Raw genomic sequence first — 19,891 nt, forward strand, 5'->3', positions numbered from 1 at the left:
CCATGACGATGACCGCGGAGCAGGCGGCCCAGTTCGCCGACGTTTTCGACCGACTGGTGACCGGGGTCGAGCAGGTGCTGCTGGGCAAGCACCACGTCATCCGGATGTCGTTCACCGCGCTTCTCAGCGGCGGACACCTGCTGCTCGAGGATGTGCCCGGCACCGGCAAGACCTCGCTCGCGCGCGCCATCGCACAGAGCGTGCGCGGTACCAGCAACCGGGTGCAGTTCACCCCCGACCTGCTGCCAGGCGACATCACCGGAGTGAGCATCTACGACCAGCGCAGCGGGGCGTTCGAATTCCACCGCGGGCCGGTCTTCGCCAACATCGTGCTGGCCGACGAGATCAACCGGGCCAGCCCGAAGACCCAGGCCGCGCTGCTCGAGGTGATGGAGGAGGGTCAGATCACCGCCGACGGCGTCACCCACCCGGTGGCGGCCCCGTTCATGGTGATCGCCACCCAGAACCCGATCGAGCAGGCCGGCACATACCGGCTACCCGAGGCGCAGTTGGACCGATTCATCATGAAGGCCTCCATCGGCTACCCGGACCACGCCTCGACCATTCGCATCCTCGAAGGTGCCGGGCAGCGCGCGCACGAGGTGACCGTGCCTCCGGTGGTGTCCGCGGCGACCGTCGTCGAACTCGCCGCCCTGGCCCGCACCGTCTACGTCGACGCCACCATCAACGACTACGTGGCGCGACTGATCGACGGCACCCGCACGAGCTCCGAGGTACGTCTGGGCGTCAGCGTGCGCGGGGCGCTCGCGCTGATCCGCACCGCGAAGACCCTCGCCGCCGCGAACGGCCGCCACTACGTGGTGCCCGACGACATCAAGGAGCTGGCTGACGCCGTGCTCGCGCACCGGCTCGTGCTCGACCCCGAAGCCGAATTCGACGGCGTCACCGCCTCCAGTGTGATCGCCCGGGTGCTGATCGAGACTCCGCCGCCCAGCGACAGGCAGGCTGCGTGACGCAGATCGTGCCGGGTCCGGGCGCAGGCACAGCTACCGCGCCTGCGCTGCTCGCGCCCGCGCCGCCCGCTACTTCGCCGGTCGCAGTCTCCGGTGACGGCCGGCTGGCCGACTTCGTCGCGGCGGGAGTCCGGTTCGGGTTGGAATGCGGTGCTCGTGTCGCCGGCGCCCTGCGTGCGGTCTTGTCCGTGGTCACCCCGCTCGGCTGGGCCGTCCTGGCGGTCGTGGGGGTCTCGTTCCTGTTCGGCTATGCGCTGGGCTGGACCGAGCTGATCGTGATCGGCTGGGCCGGGCTCGTGCTCCTGGTGGCGGCATCCTGTTTCCTGATCGGTCGGAACGCGTTCGAGATCCACCTGCACCTGCCCGTGGATCGGGTGGTCGTGGGGGAGCGGGTGCCCGGCCAGGTGAGCGTGCGGAACCCGACCCGCCGGAGGTTGCCGGGCGTGGGCGTCGAGGTGCCGGTCGGCTCCGGGCTGGCCGAATTCTCGATGCCGAGCCTCGCCCGCGGCGAGGACTTCTCGGACGTCTTCATCGTGCCGACCCGCAGACGCGGCGTGATCCCGATCGGTCCGGTGCGGACGGCGCGCGCCGACCCGATCGGGCTACTGCGCCGGGAGATCGTCTGGGCCGAACAGGTCTCGCTGTTCGTGCACCCGCGCACGGTCTCGATCCCGAGCATGAGCACGGGCTTCATCCGCGACCTTGAGGGCAATCCCACCCGTGACCTGACCAACAGCGACGTCTCGTTCCACGCGCTGCGCGAATACGTGCCCGGGGATGAGCGGCGCACCATCCACTGGAAGAGCACCGCGAAGACCGGCCGCTACATGGTGCGCCAGTTCGAGGAATCCCGCCGCAGCCACCTCATGGTCGCTCTCAGCCTGGCGCAGTCCGACTATGCCGGCGAGGACGAATTCGAGATGGCCGTCAGCGTCGCCGGCAGCCTGGGGGTGCGGGCCATCCGCGACGCGCGCACGGTCTCCGTTGTCGCCAGTGCGGTGCCGCCGGACTCCAGCCGACGACGGATGCCGGGACTCCGTCCGCTGAGCACCCTCACCCGCACCCGGCTGCTCGACGATCTCAGCGGCGTGGAACGCTCCCTGGCCGCCCTGCCGGTCAGCGAGCTGGCCAGGGCCGCAGCGGACACCGTGGCCGGCATCTCGGTGGCCTTCCTGGTGTGTGGGTCGGCCACCACCCTCACCCAGGTGCGCACGGCCGCCAGCCGTTTCCCGGCCGGCGTCGACGTGGTCGCCGTGATCTGCGCCCCGGAGACCGTCCCCAGCCTCCGCCGCGTGGCCGAGCTGAGCGTGCTCACCATCGGCTACCTCGACGACCTGCAGCACAGTCTCGCCCGAACGAAGGCGGCATGAGCGCGCGAGGGATGAGGACGGGCGGCGCGCGCCGAGGCGGGATGGCGGTCCGCGGCATCCGTCTGGACTGGCGCTTCATCGTCGGCAACACCGTCGGGCTGCTCCTGGCGACCCTGATCGCGAGCGCCTCGCTCTGGCCGGCCTATCAGAGCCGCGAGTTCATCGTGCTGGTCGGCGTCACCTTCGGGCTGGGTACCGTCGTCGCCATACTGGGGGCGCTGTTCCGCTGGGGCACCTGGCTGGTGGCGCTTTCCACCGTGGGGGTCTACCTACTCGCCGGGGTGCCACTGGCCGTTCCCGGTCGGGCGGTGCGCGGCATCCTGCCCACCCCGGACGGCCTGCTCGACCTGCTCGCCGCGACCGCGCTGAGCTGGAAACAGCTCGTCACCATCGTGCTTCCGGTCGGTTCCTATCAGGCGCTGCTCGTGCCCGCCTTCATCCTGGTGCTGCTCAGCACCGTGATCGGGCTGTCGGTCGCCCTCCGCGCCCCGGTCGGCGAGCTCGGCACACTGGCCCCCGCCATCCTGTTCGTCAGCGGCATCGTGCTGGGCCCGACGGTCGCGACCATGCCGATCGGAACCGGCCTCGGCCTCTTCGTCGTGCTCCTGTTCTGGCTGCTCTGGTTTCGCTGGATGCGCCGCCGTTCCGGCGTGCGGCTCGCCCTGCAGCAATCCCGCCGCAGCACGGCGTCGTCGTCCGACCGGCGGCTCGCGGCGGCCCGCGGGCTGGTCAGCGCAGCCGTGATCGTGGCGGTGGCGATCGCCGCCGGAACCGGGGCCGCGGTCGTGCTGCCGGCCGACGTGCCGCGCGACGTGCTGCGCGCTCGGGTGCAGCAGCCGTTCGACCCTCGGGCCTACCCGAGCCCGCTGAGCGAATTCCGCGGTTACCTGCAGGCCGGGCGGGCGGATGCGGTGCTCCTCGAGGTGACCGGCCTCCCGAGCGGCGGCCGCCTCCGCTTGGCCACCCTGGACAGCTACGACGGAATCGTCTACTCGGTCGGCAGCGACCAGGTCAGCAGCGCGTCCGGCTCCTTCACCCGGCTGCCGGACCGTCTCGACCAGTCCCTGGTCGACGGCGACCCGGCCACCCTCACGGTGACCGTCGAGGGCTACACCGGCGTCTGGGTGCCCGGCGCCGGCCAGCTCGAACGCATCACGTTCAACGGCCCCACCCGGATCCTGCGCTCCGACTCCTTCTATTACAACGACAACAGCGGCATGGCCGCGGTGCTCACCGGGCTGGTCCGGGGCGATGGTTACCAGAGCGTGGGCGTCATCCCGCGGTCACCGGACAGCCTGGCCGACCTGCGCCCCGGCAGCGCTATGCTGCCTGCGCCCGCCGTTCTGCCGGACGAGGTCGAACAGGCGCTCGCCCGCTACGTGCAAGCCGGCGACCCGCCCGGTGTGCAGCTGCAGGCCATGCTCGACGGCCTGAAAACGGATGGTTACATCAGCCACGGCATCCTCCCGGACGAACCGGCGAGCCGGTCCGGGCACGGCGCCGACCGCATCAGCGAGCTGTTCACCGACCAGCCCATGCTCGGCGACGCCGAGCAATACGCCGTGGCCGCGGCCCTGATGGCGCGCCGGCTCGGCTTCCCGGCCCGGGTCGTCATCGGCTTCGTGCCGCAGGCGGCCGCCGGCGCCGAGGCCGCCTCCGGGGCCGAGGCGGTCCCCGTCGTCGGTTCCGACATCTCGGCGTGGATTGAGGTTTCCTCCACCGAGGGCTGGGCCACGATCGATCCGAACCCGGCCGTGCGGGACATCCCGGCTCGGGCCCCCGATGACCCGTCGGTGGTTTCCCGGCCGCAGTCGGTTGTGCCCCCGGCCCTCCCCGACCCGGTGGAACTGCGCGAGCCAGCCCCGCCGGAGAGCACCAGCGACGACCCGCCGGAACCGCTCAACCCGCTGCTGGTCTTCCTGCTCGCCGCGGCGACCATCGCCGCCTGGACGCTCCTCGGTCTCGGCGTGCTGATCTCGCCCCTCCTGCTGATCGCCCTGGCCAAAGCACGCAGGCGGCAGCTGCGCCGCACCCGGTCCACACCGCTCGACCGGATTCGGGGCGGCTGGCGAGAATTCACCGACGCCGCCGTGGACCATGGCATCGATGTTCCGGTGGGGGCCACCCGCACGGAACTGGCCGCGCTGGTGCCGGGAGCGGAACCTCTGACACTGGCGGTCGCCGTTGACCGTGCCGTGTTCTCCCCGGAACGGCCGGGCAATGCCGCCGCCGAGGACGTGTGGACCGCGGTCACCGACCTGCGTCGCTCGCTCAACGCGGGGAGCAGGCGCACCGACCGGCTTCGGGCCCTCGTGTCGTTGCGTTCGCTGGGTCGGTACGCTGGAGGGGCATCCGTTCGCCGAACTGCCCCGAGCGGGAGCGGCCCTGCACCGGGAGGAGCCCGCCCATGAACTGTCTGATCTGCGGTGCGCAGCTTCCCGTCGGCGCCATGTTCTGCGGCGAATGCGGCAGCTCGAGCACGGCCACCCCGCTAACCCGGAAGCGACCGGACCCGCGGCCCAGCGACACAACGGTCATCCTGCCGCTCCGTCGGCGCTCCGTGATCTCGGTGCCGGTCGTGTCGGTGCCGGTCGTGTCCGCCCCGGTCGAGGTGCCGGTCGTGTCGGCTCCGGTCGAGGTGCCGGTCGTGTCCGCCCCGGTCGAGGCTCCCGCCCCAGTGCCGCTCCAGGCTCCGGAACCCGCCCCCGCCCCTACCGCGTCCCTGTTCGTGCTCCAGTTCAGCACGGGGGAGACGATCTCGGCCCTCGGCACCGGCCTGATCGGTCGCCGGCCGCTGCCCCAGCCGACCGAACGCGTCGACATCCTGGTGCAGATCAACGACCTCGGCCGTTCGGTGTCGAAGAGCCACCTCGAGTTCGGCCAGCACGACGGCGAGTTCTGGGTCAGTGACCGGTACTCGGGCAATGGCACCATCATCCGTCGCCCGGATGCGGTGGCGGTGCGCTGCGAACCCGGCCGGCGCTATCTGGTGCCGCGTGGTTCCCGGGTCGAGATCGCGGACCAGTTCTTCATCCTCAACTAGTCCCTCACCAACTGACCCCTCCCCGGCCAGATGAGTGTGCCCAATGACCGTGGGCGCTGAAGGTCCGCGGATTGGAGTGTTCCGCGGCGGTTATGCCCGGTGCCGGTGCCGGTGCCGCGCCGCTGCCGCCGCCGAGCCGACGCCGCTGCCGCCGCCGGGCCGACGCCGACGCGGACGCAGTCGACCCGAACGAATTCGACGGAGATTTTGCCCAAAACAGCCCGAAATATTTTGCAAAAGCAGTTACAAACGAGATTCTCCGTCGAATTCGTTCGACGCTGTGAGCGATGCAACCGATCGATCCGGACTCACTCAGCCGGCCCCTCCCCAACCCGGCCGGCCGTCATCCCGGGACGGATGCCGGCGCGCGCGGTCGCGCCTGCCTCCGGAGTGATGGACTGATGCGGTGATCCGAGCCGATGTCCCGCTGACCCTCCCCACCCGCCCTGCCGCCCTGCCGCCGCTTGGCTTCCCGCTCATCGCAAGCGTGGCGCCGCTGGCCGCGGCCGGGGCGATCTGGCTGATCACGGGCTCAGCCTTCGTGCTGATCTTCGCGGTGCTCGGCCCGGTCATCGCCGTGGCCGGCATGCTCGACGCGCGGCGCACGGGCCGCCGCGCCCGGCGCACCAACGCCCTCGACCAGGAGCAGGCACTGGCGACACTGCGGGCCGAGGTGGCCCTGCGCCATGAGGAGCTGCTTCGCGCGCACTGGCGGCGCACGCCCTCGGCCAACAGCATCGTCGCCGCCCCGCACGCCGCCATCCGTTGGACCGGTTCGGGAGCAGACGTGAGCCTGGGCTCCGGTGCGGTGCCCAGCGGGCTACGCCTCGACGGCGGCGCCGCTCCCGACGAGCATCGCGACGTGCGCGACTGGGCTGCCGCGCTCACCGAGGCACCGATCGACGCCGATGCCGGCGGTGGTATCGGCATCGTCGGACCGCTGTCGCTCGGGCAGGCGCTGGCCCGCGGGCTGCTGGTGCAGCTGGCCTGCTCCCTGGCTCCAGACCAGGTCGGACTCACCGTGCCTGATCGCGGTTGGGAATGGGCGGTCGCCCTCCCGCACGACACCGGGCAGTCCTGCGCCCGCCGCCTCGTGATCTGCCAGGCGCCGTCGGGCGGGGCACCCCTGGGCGGGGCACCCCCGGGGTCGGGGTTGGTCGTCGCCCTGGCCGGGACTCTCGCCGAGTTGCCGTGGGGCTGCGCCACCATCGTGCGGGTGCAGGGTCCCGGCCGGGCTGAGGTGCTGCGCTCCAGCGTGCACGCCTGGGGAAGTGGCTTCCGGCCCGAGCTGATTACCGTCGAACAGGCGATCGTGGTCGCCCGCGTGCTAAGCGCCCGGGCCGCGGCGGCTGGATTGGTCCAGAATGCGCGGCGGGTCCCCGCATCCGTTGCCCTTGGTGAGCTCTCCGGCTTCCAGCCCGGGAATCGGGCACCGCATGGGCAGCCCCAATCGCCGAACCTCCGCTGCGTCATCGGGGTGGGAGAAGCGGGGGAGGTGTCGCTCGACCTGGTCGGGGCAGGGCCGCACGCGGTCGTCGGCGGCACGACCGGCAGCGGCAAAAGCGAACTGCTGGTGACCTGGGTGGCGGCGATGGCGGCGGCGGCCGGCCCCGACGAGGTGACGTTCCTGCTGGTCGATTTCAAGGGTGGGGCCGCGTTCGCCCCGCTCTGCGCCCTTCCACACTGCGTGGGTCTGATCACCGACCTGGACGTGCACCAGGCCGCCCGGGCGCTGGACAGCCTGGCCGCCGAGCTGCGGTATCGCGAACGCGTACTCGGGCGTGCCGGCGCGCGTGACATCGTGGACCTGCGGAGGCAGGATGCCGGCGGGGCGCTTCCGCGGCTCGTGATCGTGGTCGACGAATTCGCGACCATGCTCACCGCATTCCCCGACCTGCACGCTCTGTTCGTCGACATAGCCGCGCGGGGCCGGTCGCTGGGCGTGCACCTGATCCTCTGCACCCAGCGGCCCACCGGTGTGGTGCGTGACGCCCTGCTCGCCAACTGCACGCTGCGGGTGTCGCTGCGGGTGAACAACCGCGCCGACAGCGTGGCGGTGCTGGGCACGGATGCGGCCGCGGCCCTCGGCGCGGACCAAGCCGGCCGCTGCCTGATCGCCGCGGACTCCTCGGGGCCCGTGCTCTGCCAGGTGGCGACGACCTCGCCTCGCGAGATCCGCTCCCTCGCAGCCGCGGACGCCGATGCGCCGAACCCTCGGCGCCCCTGGCTCGACCTGCTACCTCAGACGGTAAGCCGCGAGGACCTCCTCGCCCTCGTCGCGGGCGGAACGGCGGCCGACGAGAGTGCGTTCGGCGGCGCCGCGGTGGCGGCCGGGCACGACCGTGCCGTTCCCGACGCTCGTGCCGCGCCCGGCGGTCTGCTGGGCTTGCTCGACGAGCCGGAACTGCAGCGCTACCGGGTGGCCCGCTACGAGCCGATCGCCGAGGGCAGCCTGCTCGTGATCGGCGGTCCCCGCTCGGGCAAGTCAACGGCGCTGGCGTCGGTCGCGGCGGGGTTCGCGCCCGTTGGAGATGCCGTGTTGCTCGGAGCGGACGTCGAGGCGGTGTGGGACTGCCTCGTCAAGGCGCGCCAATGCCTCGACGCCGGCGAGAGTCCGGCTGCCCGGCTGCTGCTTCTCGACGACTTCGATAGCGTGCACGCCCGCTGGGACCAGGAGCACCGTCCGGCGGCCCTCGAACTGCTCGTCGGGCTGCTCCGCGACGGCGCGGAGGGCGGCCTGCGGATCGTCATCGCCGCGCAAAGGCTCACCGGATCGCTGCAGTCCCTGCCTGCCCTGTGCCAGAGACGGCTGGTGCTGCGCCTGCCCGATGTCGCCGAGCACGTCGCGGCCGGAGGAGTGGCTGCCCTGTTCGACGACCGCCTTCCGCCCGGCGGCGGGAGCTGGCAGGACCATCGCATCCAGCTCCTCGCGCCGGAGCAGAGCGGTGCAATCCCGGATGTCGCGGCGCAGCGGGACATCGAGCCACTCACGGATGCCGCCGCACTCCTGGGGCGGCCCGGGCAGACCCTTCTCGTCGTGTCGGACTCGCCGTCCTGCTCGGCCGCAGTGCTGGGAACGGTTCCCGGTGCGCGGGTCGTCGACCTCGCCGCGGTGTCCCACGGCGAGCTGGCGGAGGCCGCGCGAGCAGGCGCGTCGCTCCGGCTGAGTGAGTCACAATCAGGCACCGCCTTCGTCGGAGACGTGGACGCGTGGCAGGCGCAGTGGTCCCTGCTGGGTGCCCTGCGCCCGCACGCGGACCTGGTCTTCGACGGCTGCAGCCTGGCCGACTACCGGGCCATCAGCCGACGCCGGGACCTGCCTCCGCCGTTGGCACCCAACCGAGGTCGGGTGTGGGTACTGCGCCCGGACGGCGCCGTGCACCGGGCCACGCTGCGGGCCCAGGTCGTGTAGCCGCCGGCCGCGAAGTCCCGCAGCACAGTCCCACAGCACAGTTCAGCGGTGCCGGCCCCGCCGCCGTCCCGCCGTGGATCAGGCCAGCGCGTCCACCAGACCGCGGAGCGGCAGCGAGTGCGCACTCGCGACCGGGCCGCTGGTGATGAGGCCGCCGACCGTGGACAGGCCGAAAGCGAGCGCGGCATCCGTTCGGAGCGCGTCCTTCCAGCCTCGGTTCGCGATCAGCCGAACATAGGGAAGCGTGGCGTTGGTGAGCGCATAGGTGGAGGTGCTCGGCACGGCCCCGGGCATGTTCGCCACGCAGTAGAACAGGGACTGATGCACAGTGAACGTCGGATCGGCGTGCGTCGTCGGGTGGGAGTCGGCGAAGCAGCCGCCCTGATCCACAGCGATGTCCACGAGCACGCTGCCCGGCTTCATCCGGGCCACGAGCTCGTTGCTGACTAGCTTGGGGGCCCTGGCCCCGGGGATCAGGACCGATCCGATCACCAGGTCGGACAACACCAGCGCCCGGTCGATCTCGTAGCTGTTCGAGGCGATGGTCTGCACCCGCCCGTAGTACAGCGCGTCGATTTCGCGCAGGCGGAACAGGTTGGTGTCGAGCACGGTCACCTGGGCGCCGAGCCCGAGGGCGACCTGCATGGCTGCCGTGCCGGCCACGCCCCCGCCGAGCACGGTGACCCGAGCCGGATGCGTTCCGGGCACCCCGGGCACGAGCAGGCCCGGTCCGCCGTTGGGCTTGAGCATCGCATTGGCGCCGACGATGGGTGCCAGGCGGCCCGCAACCTCGCTCATCGGCGCGAGCAGCGGCAGCGCCCGCGTCGGCAGCTGCACGGTCTCGTAGGCGATCGAGGTGACACCGCCCTCCAGCAGCGCACGGGTCAGGGCGGGTTCCGCGGCCAGGTGCAGGTAGGTGAACAGCAGCAGATCGGGGCGAAAATAACCGTACTCGCTCGCCACGGGCTCCTTCACCTTGAGCAGCAGGTCGGCGGCGGCCCAGGTTGACGCGGCATCCGGCATGATCGTCGCGCCCGCCGCCGCATAGTTCTCGTCGCTGAGCCCGGAGCCGAGCCCGGCCCCCGTTTCGATCAACACCTCGTGCCCGTGCGCCACGAGGTCGTGTACGCCGGCCGGGGTGATCGCCACCCGGAACTCGTTGTTCTTGATTTCTGCCGGAACTGCGACCTTCATGGCGCTCCCTTGTCTAACGAATTCGACGGAGATTTTGATTCAAAAATCGTTTTTGGGGCCAAAAACGGCCCTTATGGTGAAAATCTCCGTCGAATTGGTTCAAACCCTCAGCGGTGGACCTCCGGGCGGTGGACCACTCTGGCCTGAGCGAAATCCTACCGCCGCCGAACAGCTCATTTCGATTGAGAGTGTCGCCATAGAGTGCTGATTTCGTGCGTGATCTGACCAAAAATTAACGATTCGGTCACTCTTGGGTGCGCAGGAGGCGCTCCTGTGCAAGTATCTAGCAACTCGCAATGAAAGCTGTGAGAGCTCATCCGCTGAGAAGTGCAAGGAGACCCGACCATGAAGCCCAGGCCGTTGCCCGCAGATCCCATGATCGCTCAGCTGGTCCGACAGGCCCGGGCGACCACGATGGGGCGCCGCGCTCTGCTCGCCGGAGCCGGTGGCGGGGCCGCAGCCCTGGCGCTCGCCGCATGCTCGACCGGAGGGGCCACGAAGCCCACCGCCGCCCCCGACGAGTCCGACAGCAGCAAGCTCGTGCGCTGGGACAACTGGGCGCTCTACATCGACGTCGATGACGCCGGCGACTACCCCACACTGGATGCGTTCACGGCCGAAACCGGTATCAAGGTCGAGTACACCGAGGCCGTCGACGACAACAACACCTACTACGGCAAGGTCAAGGACCAGCTCGCCCTCGGTCAGGACATCGGCGCCGACACCGTTTGCCTGACCGACTGGATGGTCGGCCGCTGGATCCGGTTCGGCTACACCCAGGAACTCGACCAGGCCAACATCCCCAACCTGAAAAACTTGCTCCCGTCCCTGAAAGACGTCGGGTTCGACCCCGGCCGCAAGATGAGCCTGCCGTGGCAGGGCGGGTTCGCCGGCATCTGCTGGAACAAGGAGAAACTTCCGAACGGCATCGCCTCGGTCGAGGACCTGTGGAGCTCCGACCTCAAGGGCCGGGTCGGCGTTCTGTCCGAGATGCGCGACACCATGGGACTGATCATGCTCGACATGGGTGTCGACATCGCGGGCGACTGGGGCGACGACGAGTTCTTCGCCGCGATCGACGTGCTGGAGAAACAGGTCGGCGACGGCCAGGTTCGCAACATCAAGGGCAATGCGTACAAGGAAGACCTCATCAACGAGGACACCCTCGCCGCCATCGTCTGGTCCGGCGACATCGTGCAGCTCAACGCCGAGAACGGGGACAAATGGGAGTTTGTGGTCCCCGACAAGGGCGGCACCCTCTGGAACGACAACTTTCTGGTGCCGATCGGCTCCACGCACAAGAAGAATGTCGAGAAACTCATCGACTACTACTACGACCCGGCCGTCGCCGCCGAGGTCGCCGCCTACGTGAACTACATCACCCCCGTTGCCGGCGCCAAGGAAGCCGCGATGGCGATCGACCCCGAGCTCGCGAACAACCAGCTGATCTTCCCGGACGACACGACCCTGGCCAAGGCTCGCGTCTTCCGCACCCTGACCGGCGCGGAGGAGCAAAAGTACGACGCCGCCTTCCAGGGCATCCTGCTGGGCTCGTAGGGATGGCCAACGGAGAGTTCGCCAGCGCGGGGGCCGACCTGGAGCTGGTGGGCATCCAGAAGAGGTTCCCGGGCTTCACCGCCATTGAGCATCTCGACCTGAAGATCCCCGCGGGGTCGTTCTTCGCGCTGCTCGGCCCGTCCGGCTGCGGCAAGACCACGACCCTGCGCTTGGTGGCCGGCCTCGAGGAACCGACGGCCGGGCGCATCCTGATCGGGGGCACGGATGTGACGAACCAGAAATCCTTCCAGCGTCCGGTCAACACGGTGTTCCAGAGTTATGCCCTCTTCCCGCACATGACGGTGTTGGAGAACGTCGCCTTCGGGCTGCGCCGCCGGCGGATCGACGACCCGGTCGCCAAGGCTCACGAGGCGCTCCGCCTGGTGGAACTGGACCACCTCGCCGCCCGCCGCCCGCAACAGCTCTCCGGCGGACAGCAGCAGCGCGTGGCCCTCGCCCGCGCGATCGTCAACCGGCCGGCCCTGCTGCTGCTCGACGAGCCCCTCGGCGCGCTCGACCTGAAGCTGCGGCGCCAGATGCAGCTCGAGCTGAAGACCATCCAGGAGGAGGTCGGCCTCACGTTTCTGCACGTCACCCACGACCAGGAGGAGGCCATGACCATGGCCGATACCGTCGCGGTCATGAACAAGGGCCGGATCGAGCAGATGGGCGCCCCCGAGGAACTCTACGAGCTGCCGCGCACGGCGTTCGTCGCTAACTTCCTCGGCCAGTCGAACCTGTTCACCGGCCCCGTGGTCGGTAGCACGAGCGAGGCCATCTCCGTGGCCGTGGCCGGCCAGAAAGTCGTGGTTCCGGCGGCGCGCGCGCACCGGCACGCCGGCGAGGTCACCATCGGCGTCCGCCCGGAGAAGCTGACCCTGCACGTGACCGAACCCGTCGCCGACGTCGCCCGCAACCTGATGGGTCCCGGCCGGGTGATCGACGTCTCGTTCAGTGGGGTCAGCACCCAGTACCTGGTCGAGGTCGCCGGCGTCGGCACCCTCATCGTCTTCGCGCAGAACATGGCGTTCGGCCCCGTCGCCCATGAGGGGTCCGAGGTCTGGCTGGACTGGAACATCGAACACGGCTTCGGGCTCGAGGACGACGCCTCGGCGGAGCCCCGTTTCGAGGCGGACGACAGCACCCGGAGCATCGCGACCCAGAAACGCTCCTCCCTGCTCACGGAGCTTGAGGGAGCCTAGGGTGGCGTTCGCGGCATTCTCCACCAGCACCACCGCGCCCGAACCGGCGCCGCGCCGGAAGAGCCCGATCGCGCTGCTCCTGCTGTTGCCGGGCATCCTCTACCTGGTGCTGTTCTTTCTGGCCCCCCTCGTCTCGCTGCTGCTGACGTCGTTCCAGGCTCCCTCGGAATTCGGCGACGTCGGCCAGTACTCCTACGCCTTCCGCTGGGAGAACTACGTCGACGTGATCACGGCCTACTGGCCGCACATCATGCGCTCCTTCGGCTACGCGCTGATCGCCACGCTGCTCGCCCTGGTGTTCAGCTACCCGCTGGCGTACTTCATCGGCGTGAAGGCGCGGCCCTGGCCGTTGCTGCAGAGCCTCATGCTGGTGCTGGTGATCGCCCCGTTCTTCATCAGCTTCCTGCTGCGCACCCTGGCCTGGAAGCAGCTCCTGTCCGACGAGTCGTTCGTGATCACCTCGCTCAAGGCTCTGTCGTTGCTGGCACCGGATGCCCATTTCACGGGCACTGCTTTCGCCGTCATCTTCGGGCTCACCTACAACTTCATCCCGTTCATGACCCTGCCGCTCTACACGACGCTCGAACGGCTCGACCTGCGTTACCTCGAGGCCGGCAGCGACCTCTACGCGCATCCGTTCGACGTGTTCCGCAAGATCACGATCCCGCTGTCGATGCCCGGCATCGTGGCCGGAACCCTGCTGACCTTCATCCCGGCGGCCGGCGACTACATCAACGCGAGCCGGGACTTCCTCGGCGGACCGGACACCCAGATGATCGGTAACGTGATCGAGGCCAACTTCCTGGTGCTGCAGAATTATCCGGCGGCGGCCGCGCTGTCGATCATCCTGATGTCGGTGATCCTGGTGATCGTGAGCGTCTACGTCAAACGGTCGGGCACGGAGGAGCTGCTGTGAAAATCTCCCTGGGCAAGTGGTTGCTGCCGCTTTACACGGTGCTGGCGCTGATCTTCCTGATGGTGCCGATCGTCTACACGTTCGTGTTCTCGTTCAACGACTCGCTCAAGTCCAACATCACCTGGCGCGGGTTCACCTTCGACAAGTGGCTGAACGTGTGCCAAGTTCAGAACGGCGCCGTCTGCGAGGCGTTCGGCAACAGCATCCTGATCGGCGTAGTGGCCACGGTGGCCGCGACCACGCTCGGCACCATGATCGCGATCGCCCTCGTGCGGTACCGGTTCCGGTTCCGGTCGCAGACGAGCCTGCTCCTGTTCCTGCCGATGGCCACGCCGGAAGTCGTGCTCGGCGCCGGCCTGGCCGCGCAGTTCCTGTCGCTCGGCGTGCCGAAGGACATGTCCACGATCATCCTGGCTCACACTATGTTCTGCATCAGCTTCGTGGTGGTGACGGTCAAGGCGCGTGTCGCGAGCCTCGACCCCGCGCTCGAGGAGGCCGGCCGGGACCTCTACGGCTCGGCAACCCAGGTGTTCGCGCGGATCACCTTTCCGCTCCTGCTGCCCGGCATCCTGGCGGCCGCGCTGCTCTCCTTCGCGCTGAGCTTCGATGACTTCATCATCACCAACTTCAACTCCGGCGCCGTCACCACGTTCCCCAAGTACATCTACGTGTCCGCCGCCCGGGGGATCCCGGCCGAGGCGAACGTGATCGCGTCGGCGGTGTTCATTTTCGCCCTGGTGATCGTGGTCACCGCCCAGGTATCCCGGGCGGCCAAGGAGAAGCGGCTGGCAAAACTGGGCTGACTCCCGGCCCGCGCCCTACACGTAGCTGGCGCGGATCTCCCCGACCGGGAGCCCGCCGCCCAGCACCATCAGGTGCAGCTCGGGCAGAATGGCCTCGACGTCGCTGTGTGCGATCGCACCGGAGTCCGCGAGCAGACGCAGGGCCACGATGGCGGTTGCCCGCAGGCTGCCGTCGAGAATCTTGAGGGCGACCGTCGTGCCGTTGGCGGCGGAGGCGACGCAGATGCCCTCCGCGCCGGTCTTCACGAACAGTCCGAGGCGGTCGATCACGACCGTGTCGGGCATGCCGGGTCCGGCGATGACCCAGCCGTTCTGCCGTATTGCCTCGCCGAGGAAGCCGGCCTCGCGGTAGATCGCGAACGGCGAGTTTGACTTGGACGTGGCGATGCGGGCGATGCCGCGTGCCAGAGCGGTGAGGGACAGCGCGTGAACCGGCGCGCCGCATCCGTCGATGCCCGACGCCGACGGCCGCTCGCCGGTGAAGCGCTCCACCACGTCGAGAATGCGCTTCTGCAACGGATGCGCCGGCTCCAAGTATCCAGACAGCGCCCAGCCGTTCTGCTGGCAGGCCACGAGCATCGCGGCGTGCTTGCCCGAGCAGTTCATGTAGATCGGGGCCTTGGCGGCCCCCAGTCGCACCAGGGCGTCGCGGGTGGGAGAGTCGTCCGGCCAGGCCGCCGGGCAGGCGAGCGCCGTCTCGGGGATGCCGGCGCGGGCGAGGAGCCCGCGCACGAGGTCGGCGTGGCGCTGCGTTCCGGTGTGGCTGGCGGTCGCGATGGCGGCGTCTTCCCCGCGCAGGGTGACCCCACTGGCCATCACGGCGATGGCCTGGAAGGGCTTCATCGACGACCGCGGGAAGATCGGGGTGGTCACATCGCCGAGGGCGCGCAAAACCGCGCCCTCGCTGGTGAGCACGACCGCGCTGCCGGCATGCCTCGATTCGATGAAGCCGCTGCGCTCGACCACGGCCAGTTCGACCGCATCGGGGACGAAGAACGTCTGCCCGGCGTGGATTGGCACCTCGAATGTCGTTGTCACGGTGTGTGCTTCGCGCCTAAAGCGCGGCGATGGCGTCGTCGATGACCGAGAGGGCATCGTTCAGGAGGGCATCACTCACGGCCAGGCTCGGGAGGAAGCGCAGCACGTTGCCGTAGGTTCCGGCGGTGAGCAGCAACACGCCGTGCTGGGCGGCGTAGGCGGCGATGGAGGACACGGCGGCGGCGTTCGGCGCCTTCTCCGTGTCACCGGTGCCCGGCTGCACGAGTTCGATGGCGATCATGGCGCCGCGACCGCGGATCTCGCCGATGATGTCGTACTTCTCCTTGAGAGAACCGAGGCCGGCGCGCAGGGTGTTCTCGATACGCACACCCTCGGCGAGCAGATCGCCTCGCTCAATCGACTCGAAGACCGCGATGGCCGCGGCGCAGGAGACCGGGTTACCGCCGAAGGTTCCGCCGAGGCCGCCGGGCTGCGAGGAATCCATGATCTCGGCGCGGCCGGTGACGGCGGCCAGCGGCATGCCGCCGGCGATGCCCTTGGCGGTGAGCACGAGGTCGGGGGTCCAGCCGAAGTGCTCGCTGGCGTAGTACTTGCCGGTGCGGGCCATGCCGCTCTGGATCTCGTCTGCGATCATGACGACGCCGTTCGCGGTGCACCAGGTCTGCAGGGCGTTGAAGTAGCCCTCGGCCGGAACCATGAAGCCACCCTCACCCTGGATGGGCTCGACGACCAGGCAAGCCAGGTCGGTGGGTCCGACGACCTTCTCGAGGTACGCGATCGTGCGCGCCGCGGCATCCGCGCCGCTCAGACCGTCGTGATACGGGTAGGAGCTGGGGGCGTGGTAGACATCGCTGGCGAGGGGGCCGTAGCCGGTGGCGTAGGGCATGGCCTTGTAGTTCATGGCCATGGTCAGCACCGTGCGACCGTGGTAGGCGTGGTCGAGCACGGCGACGGCGCGGCGGCCGGTGTGCTTGCGGGCGATCTTGACACCGTTCTCGACGGCCTCGGCGCCCGAGTTGATCAGCACCGACTTCTTCGGCCAGGAGCCGGGGGTGTGCTCGGCGAGAAGCTCGCAGACGCGCACATACTCCTCGTAGGGCGTGATGGTGAAGAGGGTGTGGATGAAGTCCTGGGTCTGTTCGACGGCGGCCGCGACCACGCTGGTCTCGGTGTGGCCGATCGTGGTCACGCCGATGCCGGCGCCCAGGTCGATGAACTGGTTGCCGTCGACGTCGACGAGGATGGCGCCGTTCGCCTTGGCGATGTAGACGGGCAAAGCGGATGCGACGCCGCCGGAGACGACGGCGAGCCTGCGCTGCTGGAGTTCTTTCGAGCGCGGACCCGGGATCGCGGTCACGATCTTGCGTTCCTGCGGCACGGTGTAAACCGGTGCGGCGGGGGTGGACGGGGAGGTCGAAGGCGTCAGCGTGTCAGTCATGATCTGACCAGTTTACCGATCGATGCGACGGGAGGCGCGGCGAATTGCTGCGACAATCGGTTCCCTGGCCGCATTACGGCCCGTTGTCGGCCGCGAATCGGCCCGCAGAGCCGCGCAAATCGAAGGAGGCGCCGTGATCGGTGCACACCACCACTACGCCGTGAACATCGCCTGGACAGGCAACCGAGGCACCGGCACGAGCAGCTACCGGGACTACGGCCGGGATCACCTGATCACCGCGCCCGGCAAGGAGCCGATCAGCGCATCGGCCGATCCGACCTTCCACGGGGACGCCGACCGTTGGAACCCGGAGGAACTGCTGCTGGCCGCCCTCAGCGAATGCCACCTGATGAGCTACCTGCACGTCGCCGTGAAGCACGGCGTGCAGGTCGTCGACTACACCGACGACGCGACCGGGTCGATGGCCCAGACGACGGATGGTGGCGGCCACTTCACCGAGGTGACCCTGCGACCGCGCGTCACGGTTGCCGACCCCGGCCAGGTCGAACTCGCGCAGTCCCTGCACGCGGAGGCCGCCAGCCTCTGTTTCATCGGCGCATCCGTGAACTTCCCCGTCGTTCACCAGCCGCAGACGGTGGCGCTCGCCGACACTGAGGTGTGACGCCGACCCGGTCACCGCAACGTGCGGTCGGTGGCCGTGCTCCCTGCGGCGGCGGCGATCAGACGGCTTCCGCCGCACGCTCGCCGCCACCTACCCGGGGTTCTATCGGTGCTACAGGCCGGACAAGGCGGCGAGGGTTTCCTCGATCACGGAGGCGGCATCGTCGATCAGCGCCTCGGAGATGACGACCGACGGCATGATGCGCAGCACCGAGTCCCAGCTGCCGGCATCCAGCACGATGACGCCGTTGGTGGTCGCGTGCTTGATGATCGCGGTGAGAGCCTCGGGGTACGGTGTGGTCGTGCCCGGGTGAACGAGCTCCACCCCGAACATCGCACCCTTGCCGCGCACGTCGCCCACGACCGAGAACCGCTTCGGCCAGTCGCCGATGCGCGCCCAGAGGGCCTTCTCGACGCGCCGCGCCTCGCCGAGGAGGTCGTCCCGCTCGATCAGGTCGAAGACGGCGAGGGCGGCCGCGGTCGAGACCGGATTGCCGCCGAAGGTTCCGCCGATGCCGCCGGGCTGCACAGAGTCCATGATGTCGGCGCGGCCGGTGACGGCGGCGAGCGGGAATCCGCCGGCGATGCCCTTGGCGGTGGTGACGAGGTCCGGCACCACGTTGTGGTGCTCGATGCCGTACCAGGCGCCGGTGCGGGCGATGCCGGCCTGGATCTCGTCGGAGACGAAGACGATGCCGTGCTCGGTGCAGAATTCGCTCAGGCGCTTGAAGAATCCGGGGGCGGGGATGACGATGCCGCCGTCGCCCTGGATCGGCTCGATGAAGAAGGCCGCGATCTCGGTGGCGCCGATGTGGGTGTTGATGTAGTCGATGGTCTTCTCGGCGGCTTCTTCGCCGGTCAGGCCGTCACGGTAGGGGTAGCTGGTCGGCACGCTGTAGATCTCGCCGGGGAACGGTCCCATTCCGGCACGCTCGGGCCAGGGGCGGTAAGTCATCGCCATGGTCAGGTTGGTGCGACCGTGGAACGCGTGGTCGAGGGCAACGATGGCGCGCCGGCCGGTGAACTTGCGGGCGATCTTCACGGCGTTCTCGACGGCTTCCGCGCCGGTGTTCACCAGGATGGAGCGCTTCTCGAAGTCGCCGGGGGTGATCTCGGCGAGCTTCTCCGCGACGGCCACGTAGTTCTCGTACGGGGTGACGGTGAACAGGGTGTGGGTGAGCTTGGCGGCCTGCGCCGCGGCGGCCGCGGCCACCTCGTCGTTCGCGTGACCGATGGTGGTCACGCCGATGCCGCAGCCGAGGTCGATGATCTGGTTGCCGTCGACGTCGACGAGGATCGCTCCCGCTCCGTGATCCATATAAATGTTCGCCAGCGTGCCCGCACCGCGGGAAACCGCGCGCAGGCGGCGTTCCTGCAATTCGACCGACTTGGGGCCGGGAAGGGCGGTGACGAGCTTGCGCTCCTGGGGTACCGAATACGTGTCAGACATGACCCCAGCTTAGGTCGCGCCCGTTTCCGCGGTGTTTCCGGGCGGCGGATGCTCGGCTCGGCCGGCCCGAAAACGGCTAGACGCGTTCGCGCGGGAAGACCCGGTCGGCGATCTTTTGCAGGGTGCCCGAGGGCGGCGACTCGTTGTACCGGCCGGCCAATTCCTGACGGGACAGGGCGTGGATCGCGGCCATGATCTCGTCGGTCGCGCCGCGCCGTGCCTTGCCGGACTCGGCGGAACCGTGGCGGCTCAGGTCGAGGGGCTCGCCGAAGGTGACCGTGACCTTGCGGATGCGCGGGAATTTCGCTCCCACCGGCTGGATCTCCTGTGTGCCGATCAGCCCGACCGGAACCACGACAGCCCCCGTGGTGAGGGCGAGCCATGCCACGCCCGTGCGGCCCTTGTACAGGCGGCCGTCGAGGGAACGGGTTCCCTCCGGGTAGATCGCGAACGCGCTGTCGGATTCGAGGATGTTGCGGCCCGCGTCGAGAGCGTCCTGGGCGGCCTGCCCCGCGCCGCGTTCGACCCCGACCGCTCCGATCGAGGTGAAGAAGGTGCGCGAGACGAAACCCGTGAACCCGGTGCCGGTGAAGTAGGTGGACTTGGCCAGGAACTGCACGCGCCGAGGTGCGACCAGCGGAATCACGATGCTGTCGATGAACGACAGGTGGTTGCTGGCCAGGATGACGCGGCCGCTGCGCGGGATGTTATCCCGGCCGGTGATGGTGGGGCGGAAGACCAGCCGGGCGATCGGCGCCATGATGCCGTAACCGAGAAAGTAGACGAATCCGGGGCGCTTCGTGCGCTCCGATTCCTCCGCCGACAGGTCGACGGGAGTTGCATCCTGGGAATCTTCTTTGGAACCGGTCATCCTTGGACCCTACCGCCACGGCCCGCCCCGCCACGAAAGGC

Annotated in this window: 15 protein-coding genes; 10 read left to right on the top strand and 5 right to left on the bottom strand. The window is 69.3% G+C overall.

Annotation, left to right across the window (positions count from 1 at the left end):
• Nucleotides 1-2 precede the first annotated feature (2 nt).
• The 5 genes from E3T40_RS14195 to E3T40_RS14215 all read left to right on the top strand — a co-directional run bounded on the left by E3T40_RS14195 (nucleotide 3) and on the right by E3T40_RS14215 (nucleotide 8,799).
• Entirely contained in the window at nucleotides 3-974 is a 972-nt protein-coding gene (locus E3T40_RS14195) for a MoxR family ATPase (protein WP_104170329.1), read from the top strand.
• Nucleotides 971-2,344 carry a DUF58 domain-containing protein gene (locus E3T40_RS14200; protein ID WP_241981791.1) on the top strand — a complete coding sequence of 458 codons (1,374 nt, stop codon included), beginning with the start codon at nucleotides 971-973 and terminating at the stop codon, nucleotides 2,342-2,344. The genes E3T40_RS14195 and E3T40_RS14200 overlap by 4 nt, the downstream gene beginning before the upstream one ends.
• Nucleotides 2,341-4,755: a transglutaminase-like domain-containing protein gene (locus E3T40_RS17410; RefSeq protein WP_304999549.1), complete on the top strand. Its 2,415-nt coding sequence runs from the start codon at nucleotides 2,341-2,343 to the stop codon at nucleotides 4,753-4,755. Before E3T40_RS14200 ends, E3T40_RS17410 begins: the two co-directional genes overlap by 4 nt.
• Nucleotides 4,752-5,387 carry an FHA domain-containing protein gene (locus E3T40_RS14210; RefSeq protein ID WP_134544355.1) on the top strand — a complete coding sequence of 212 codons (636 nt, stop codon included), beginning with the start codon at nucleotides 4,752-4,754 and terminating at the stop codon, nucleotides 5,385-5,387. Before E3T40_RS17410 ends, E3T40_RS14210 begins: the two co-directional genes overlap by 4 nt.
• A 406-nt stretch (nucleotides 5,388-5,793) precedes the next feature.
• A complete protein-coding gene (locus E3T40_RS14215) occupies nucleotides 5,794-8,799 on the top strand; it encodes an FtsK/SpoIIIE domain-containing protein (protein WP_134544358.1) in 3,006 nt (1,001 codons plus the stop codon).
• A gap of 78 nt (nucleotides 8,800-8,877) precedes the next feature.
• On the opposite strand, the gene ald is transcribed toward E3T40_RS14215, so the two are convergent.
• Nucleotides 8,878-9,993: an alanine dehydrogenase gene (gene ald / locus E3T40_RS14220; RefSeq protein WP_104170325.1), complete on the bottom strand. Its 1,116-nt coding sequence runs from the start codon at nucleotides 9,991-9,993 to the stop codon at nucleotides 8,878-8,880.
• 345 nt (nucleotides 9,994-10,338) lie between these two features.
• Between ald and E3T40_RS14225 the strand changes: the two genes are divergently transcribed.
• Genes E3T40_RS14225 through E3T40_RS14240 form a run of 4 tightly spaced genes read left to right on the top strand, consistent with a single transcriptional unit; the run spans nucleotide 10,339 to nucleotide 14,471 of the window.
• Nucleotides 10,339-11,550 carry a spermidine/putrescine ABC transporter substrate-binding protein gene (locus E3T40_RS14225; RefSeq protein ID WP_104170324.1) on the top strand — a complete coding sequence of 404 codons (1,212 nt, stop codon included), beginning with the start codon at nucleotides 10,339-10,341 and terminating at the stop codon, nucleotides 11,548-11,550.
• Nucleotides 11,551-11,552: 2 nt separating this feature from the next.
• On the top strand, nucleotides 11,553-12,752 hold the full coding sequence (locus E3T40_RS14230; RefSeq protein ID WP_134544361.1) for an ABC transporter ATP-binding protein: 1,200 nt from the start codon (nucleotides 11,553-11,555) through the stop codon (nucleotides 12,750-12,752).
• Between the two features lies 1 nt (nucleotide 12,753).
• On the top strand, nucleotides 12,754-13,668 hold the full coding sequence (locus E3T40_RS14235; protein ID WP_104100278.1) for an ABC transporter permease: 915 nt from the start codon (nucleotides 12,754-12,756) through the stop codon (nucleotides 13,666-13,668).
• On the top strand, nucleotides 13,665-14,471 hold the full coding sequence (locus E3T40_RS14240; RefSeq protein ID WP_174720187.1) for an ABC transporter permease: 807 nt from the start codon (nucleotides 13,665-13,667) through the stop codon (nucleotides 14,469-14,471). Before E3T40_RS14235 ends, E3T40_RS14240 begins: the two co-directional genes overlap by 4 nt.
• 15 nt (nucleotides 14,472-14,486) lie before the next feature.
• On the opposite strand, the gene E3T40_RS14245 is transcribed toward E3T40_RS14240, so the two are convergent.
• Nucleotides 14,487-15,509 carry an asparaginase gene (locus tag E3T40_RS14245; protein ID WP_233193910.1) on the bottom strand — a complete coding sequence of 341 codons (1,023 nt, stop codon included), beginning with the start codon at nucleotides 15,507-15,509 and terminating at the stop codon, nucleotides 14,487-14,489.
• A 16-nt stretch (nucleotides 15,510-15,525) separates the two neighbouring features.
• On the bottom strand, nucleotides 15,526-16,908 hold the full coding sequence (gene gabT, locus E3T40_RS14250) for a 4-aminobutyrate--2-oxoglutarate transaminase (protein WP_104193690.1): 1,383 nt from the start codon (nucleotides 16,906-16,908) through the stop codon (nucleotides 15,526-15,528).
• Nucleotides 16,909-17,044: 136 nt separating this feature from the next.
• Here gabT and E3T40_RS14255 point away from each other — a divergent pair, with 136 nt between their 5' ends.
• Nucleotides 17,045-17,530, top strand: coding sequence for an OsmC family protein (locus E3T40_RS14255; protein ID WP_134544398.1), 486 nt, complete (start codon nucleotides 17,045-17,047; stop codon nucleotides 17,528-17,530).
• Between the two features lie 111 nt (nucleotides 17,531-17,641).
• Here E3T40_RS14255 and E3T40_RS14260 read toward each other — a convergent pair whose 3' ends face one another.
• Both E3T40_RS14260 and E3T40_RS14265 read right to left on the bottom strand, forming a co-directional pair.
• Complete coding sequence (locus E3T40_RS14260; RefSeq protein WP_134544363.1) at nucleotides 17,642-18,979, bottom strand: aminotransferase class III-fold pyridoxal phosphate-dependent enzyme; 1,338 nt, start codon at nucleotides 18,977-18,979, stop codon at nucleotides 17,642-17,644.
• A 76-nt stretch (nucleotides 18,980-19,055) separates the two neighbouring features.
• Entirely contained in the window at nucleotides 19,056-19,850 is a 795-nt protein-coding gene (locus E3T40_RS14265; protein WP_104193689.1) for a 1-acyl-sn-glycerol-3-phosphate acyltransferase, read from the bottom strand.
• Between the last annotated feature and the right edge of the window lie 41 nt (nucleotides 19,851-19,891).

Source organism: Cryobacterium sp. TMT1-19 (assembly GCF_004403055.1).
Taxonomy (GTDB): domain Bacteria; phylum Actinomycetota; class Actinomycetes; order Actinomycetales; family Microbacteriaceae; genus Cryobacterium; species Cryobacterium sandaracinum.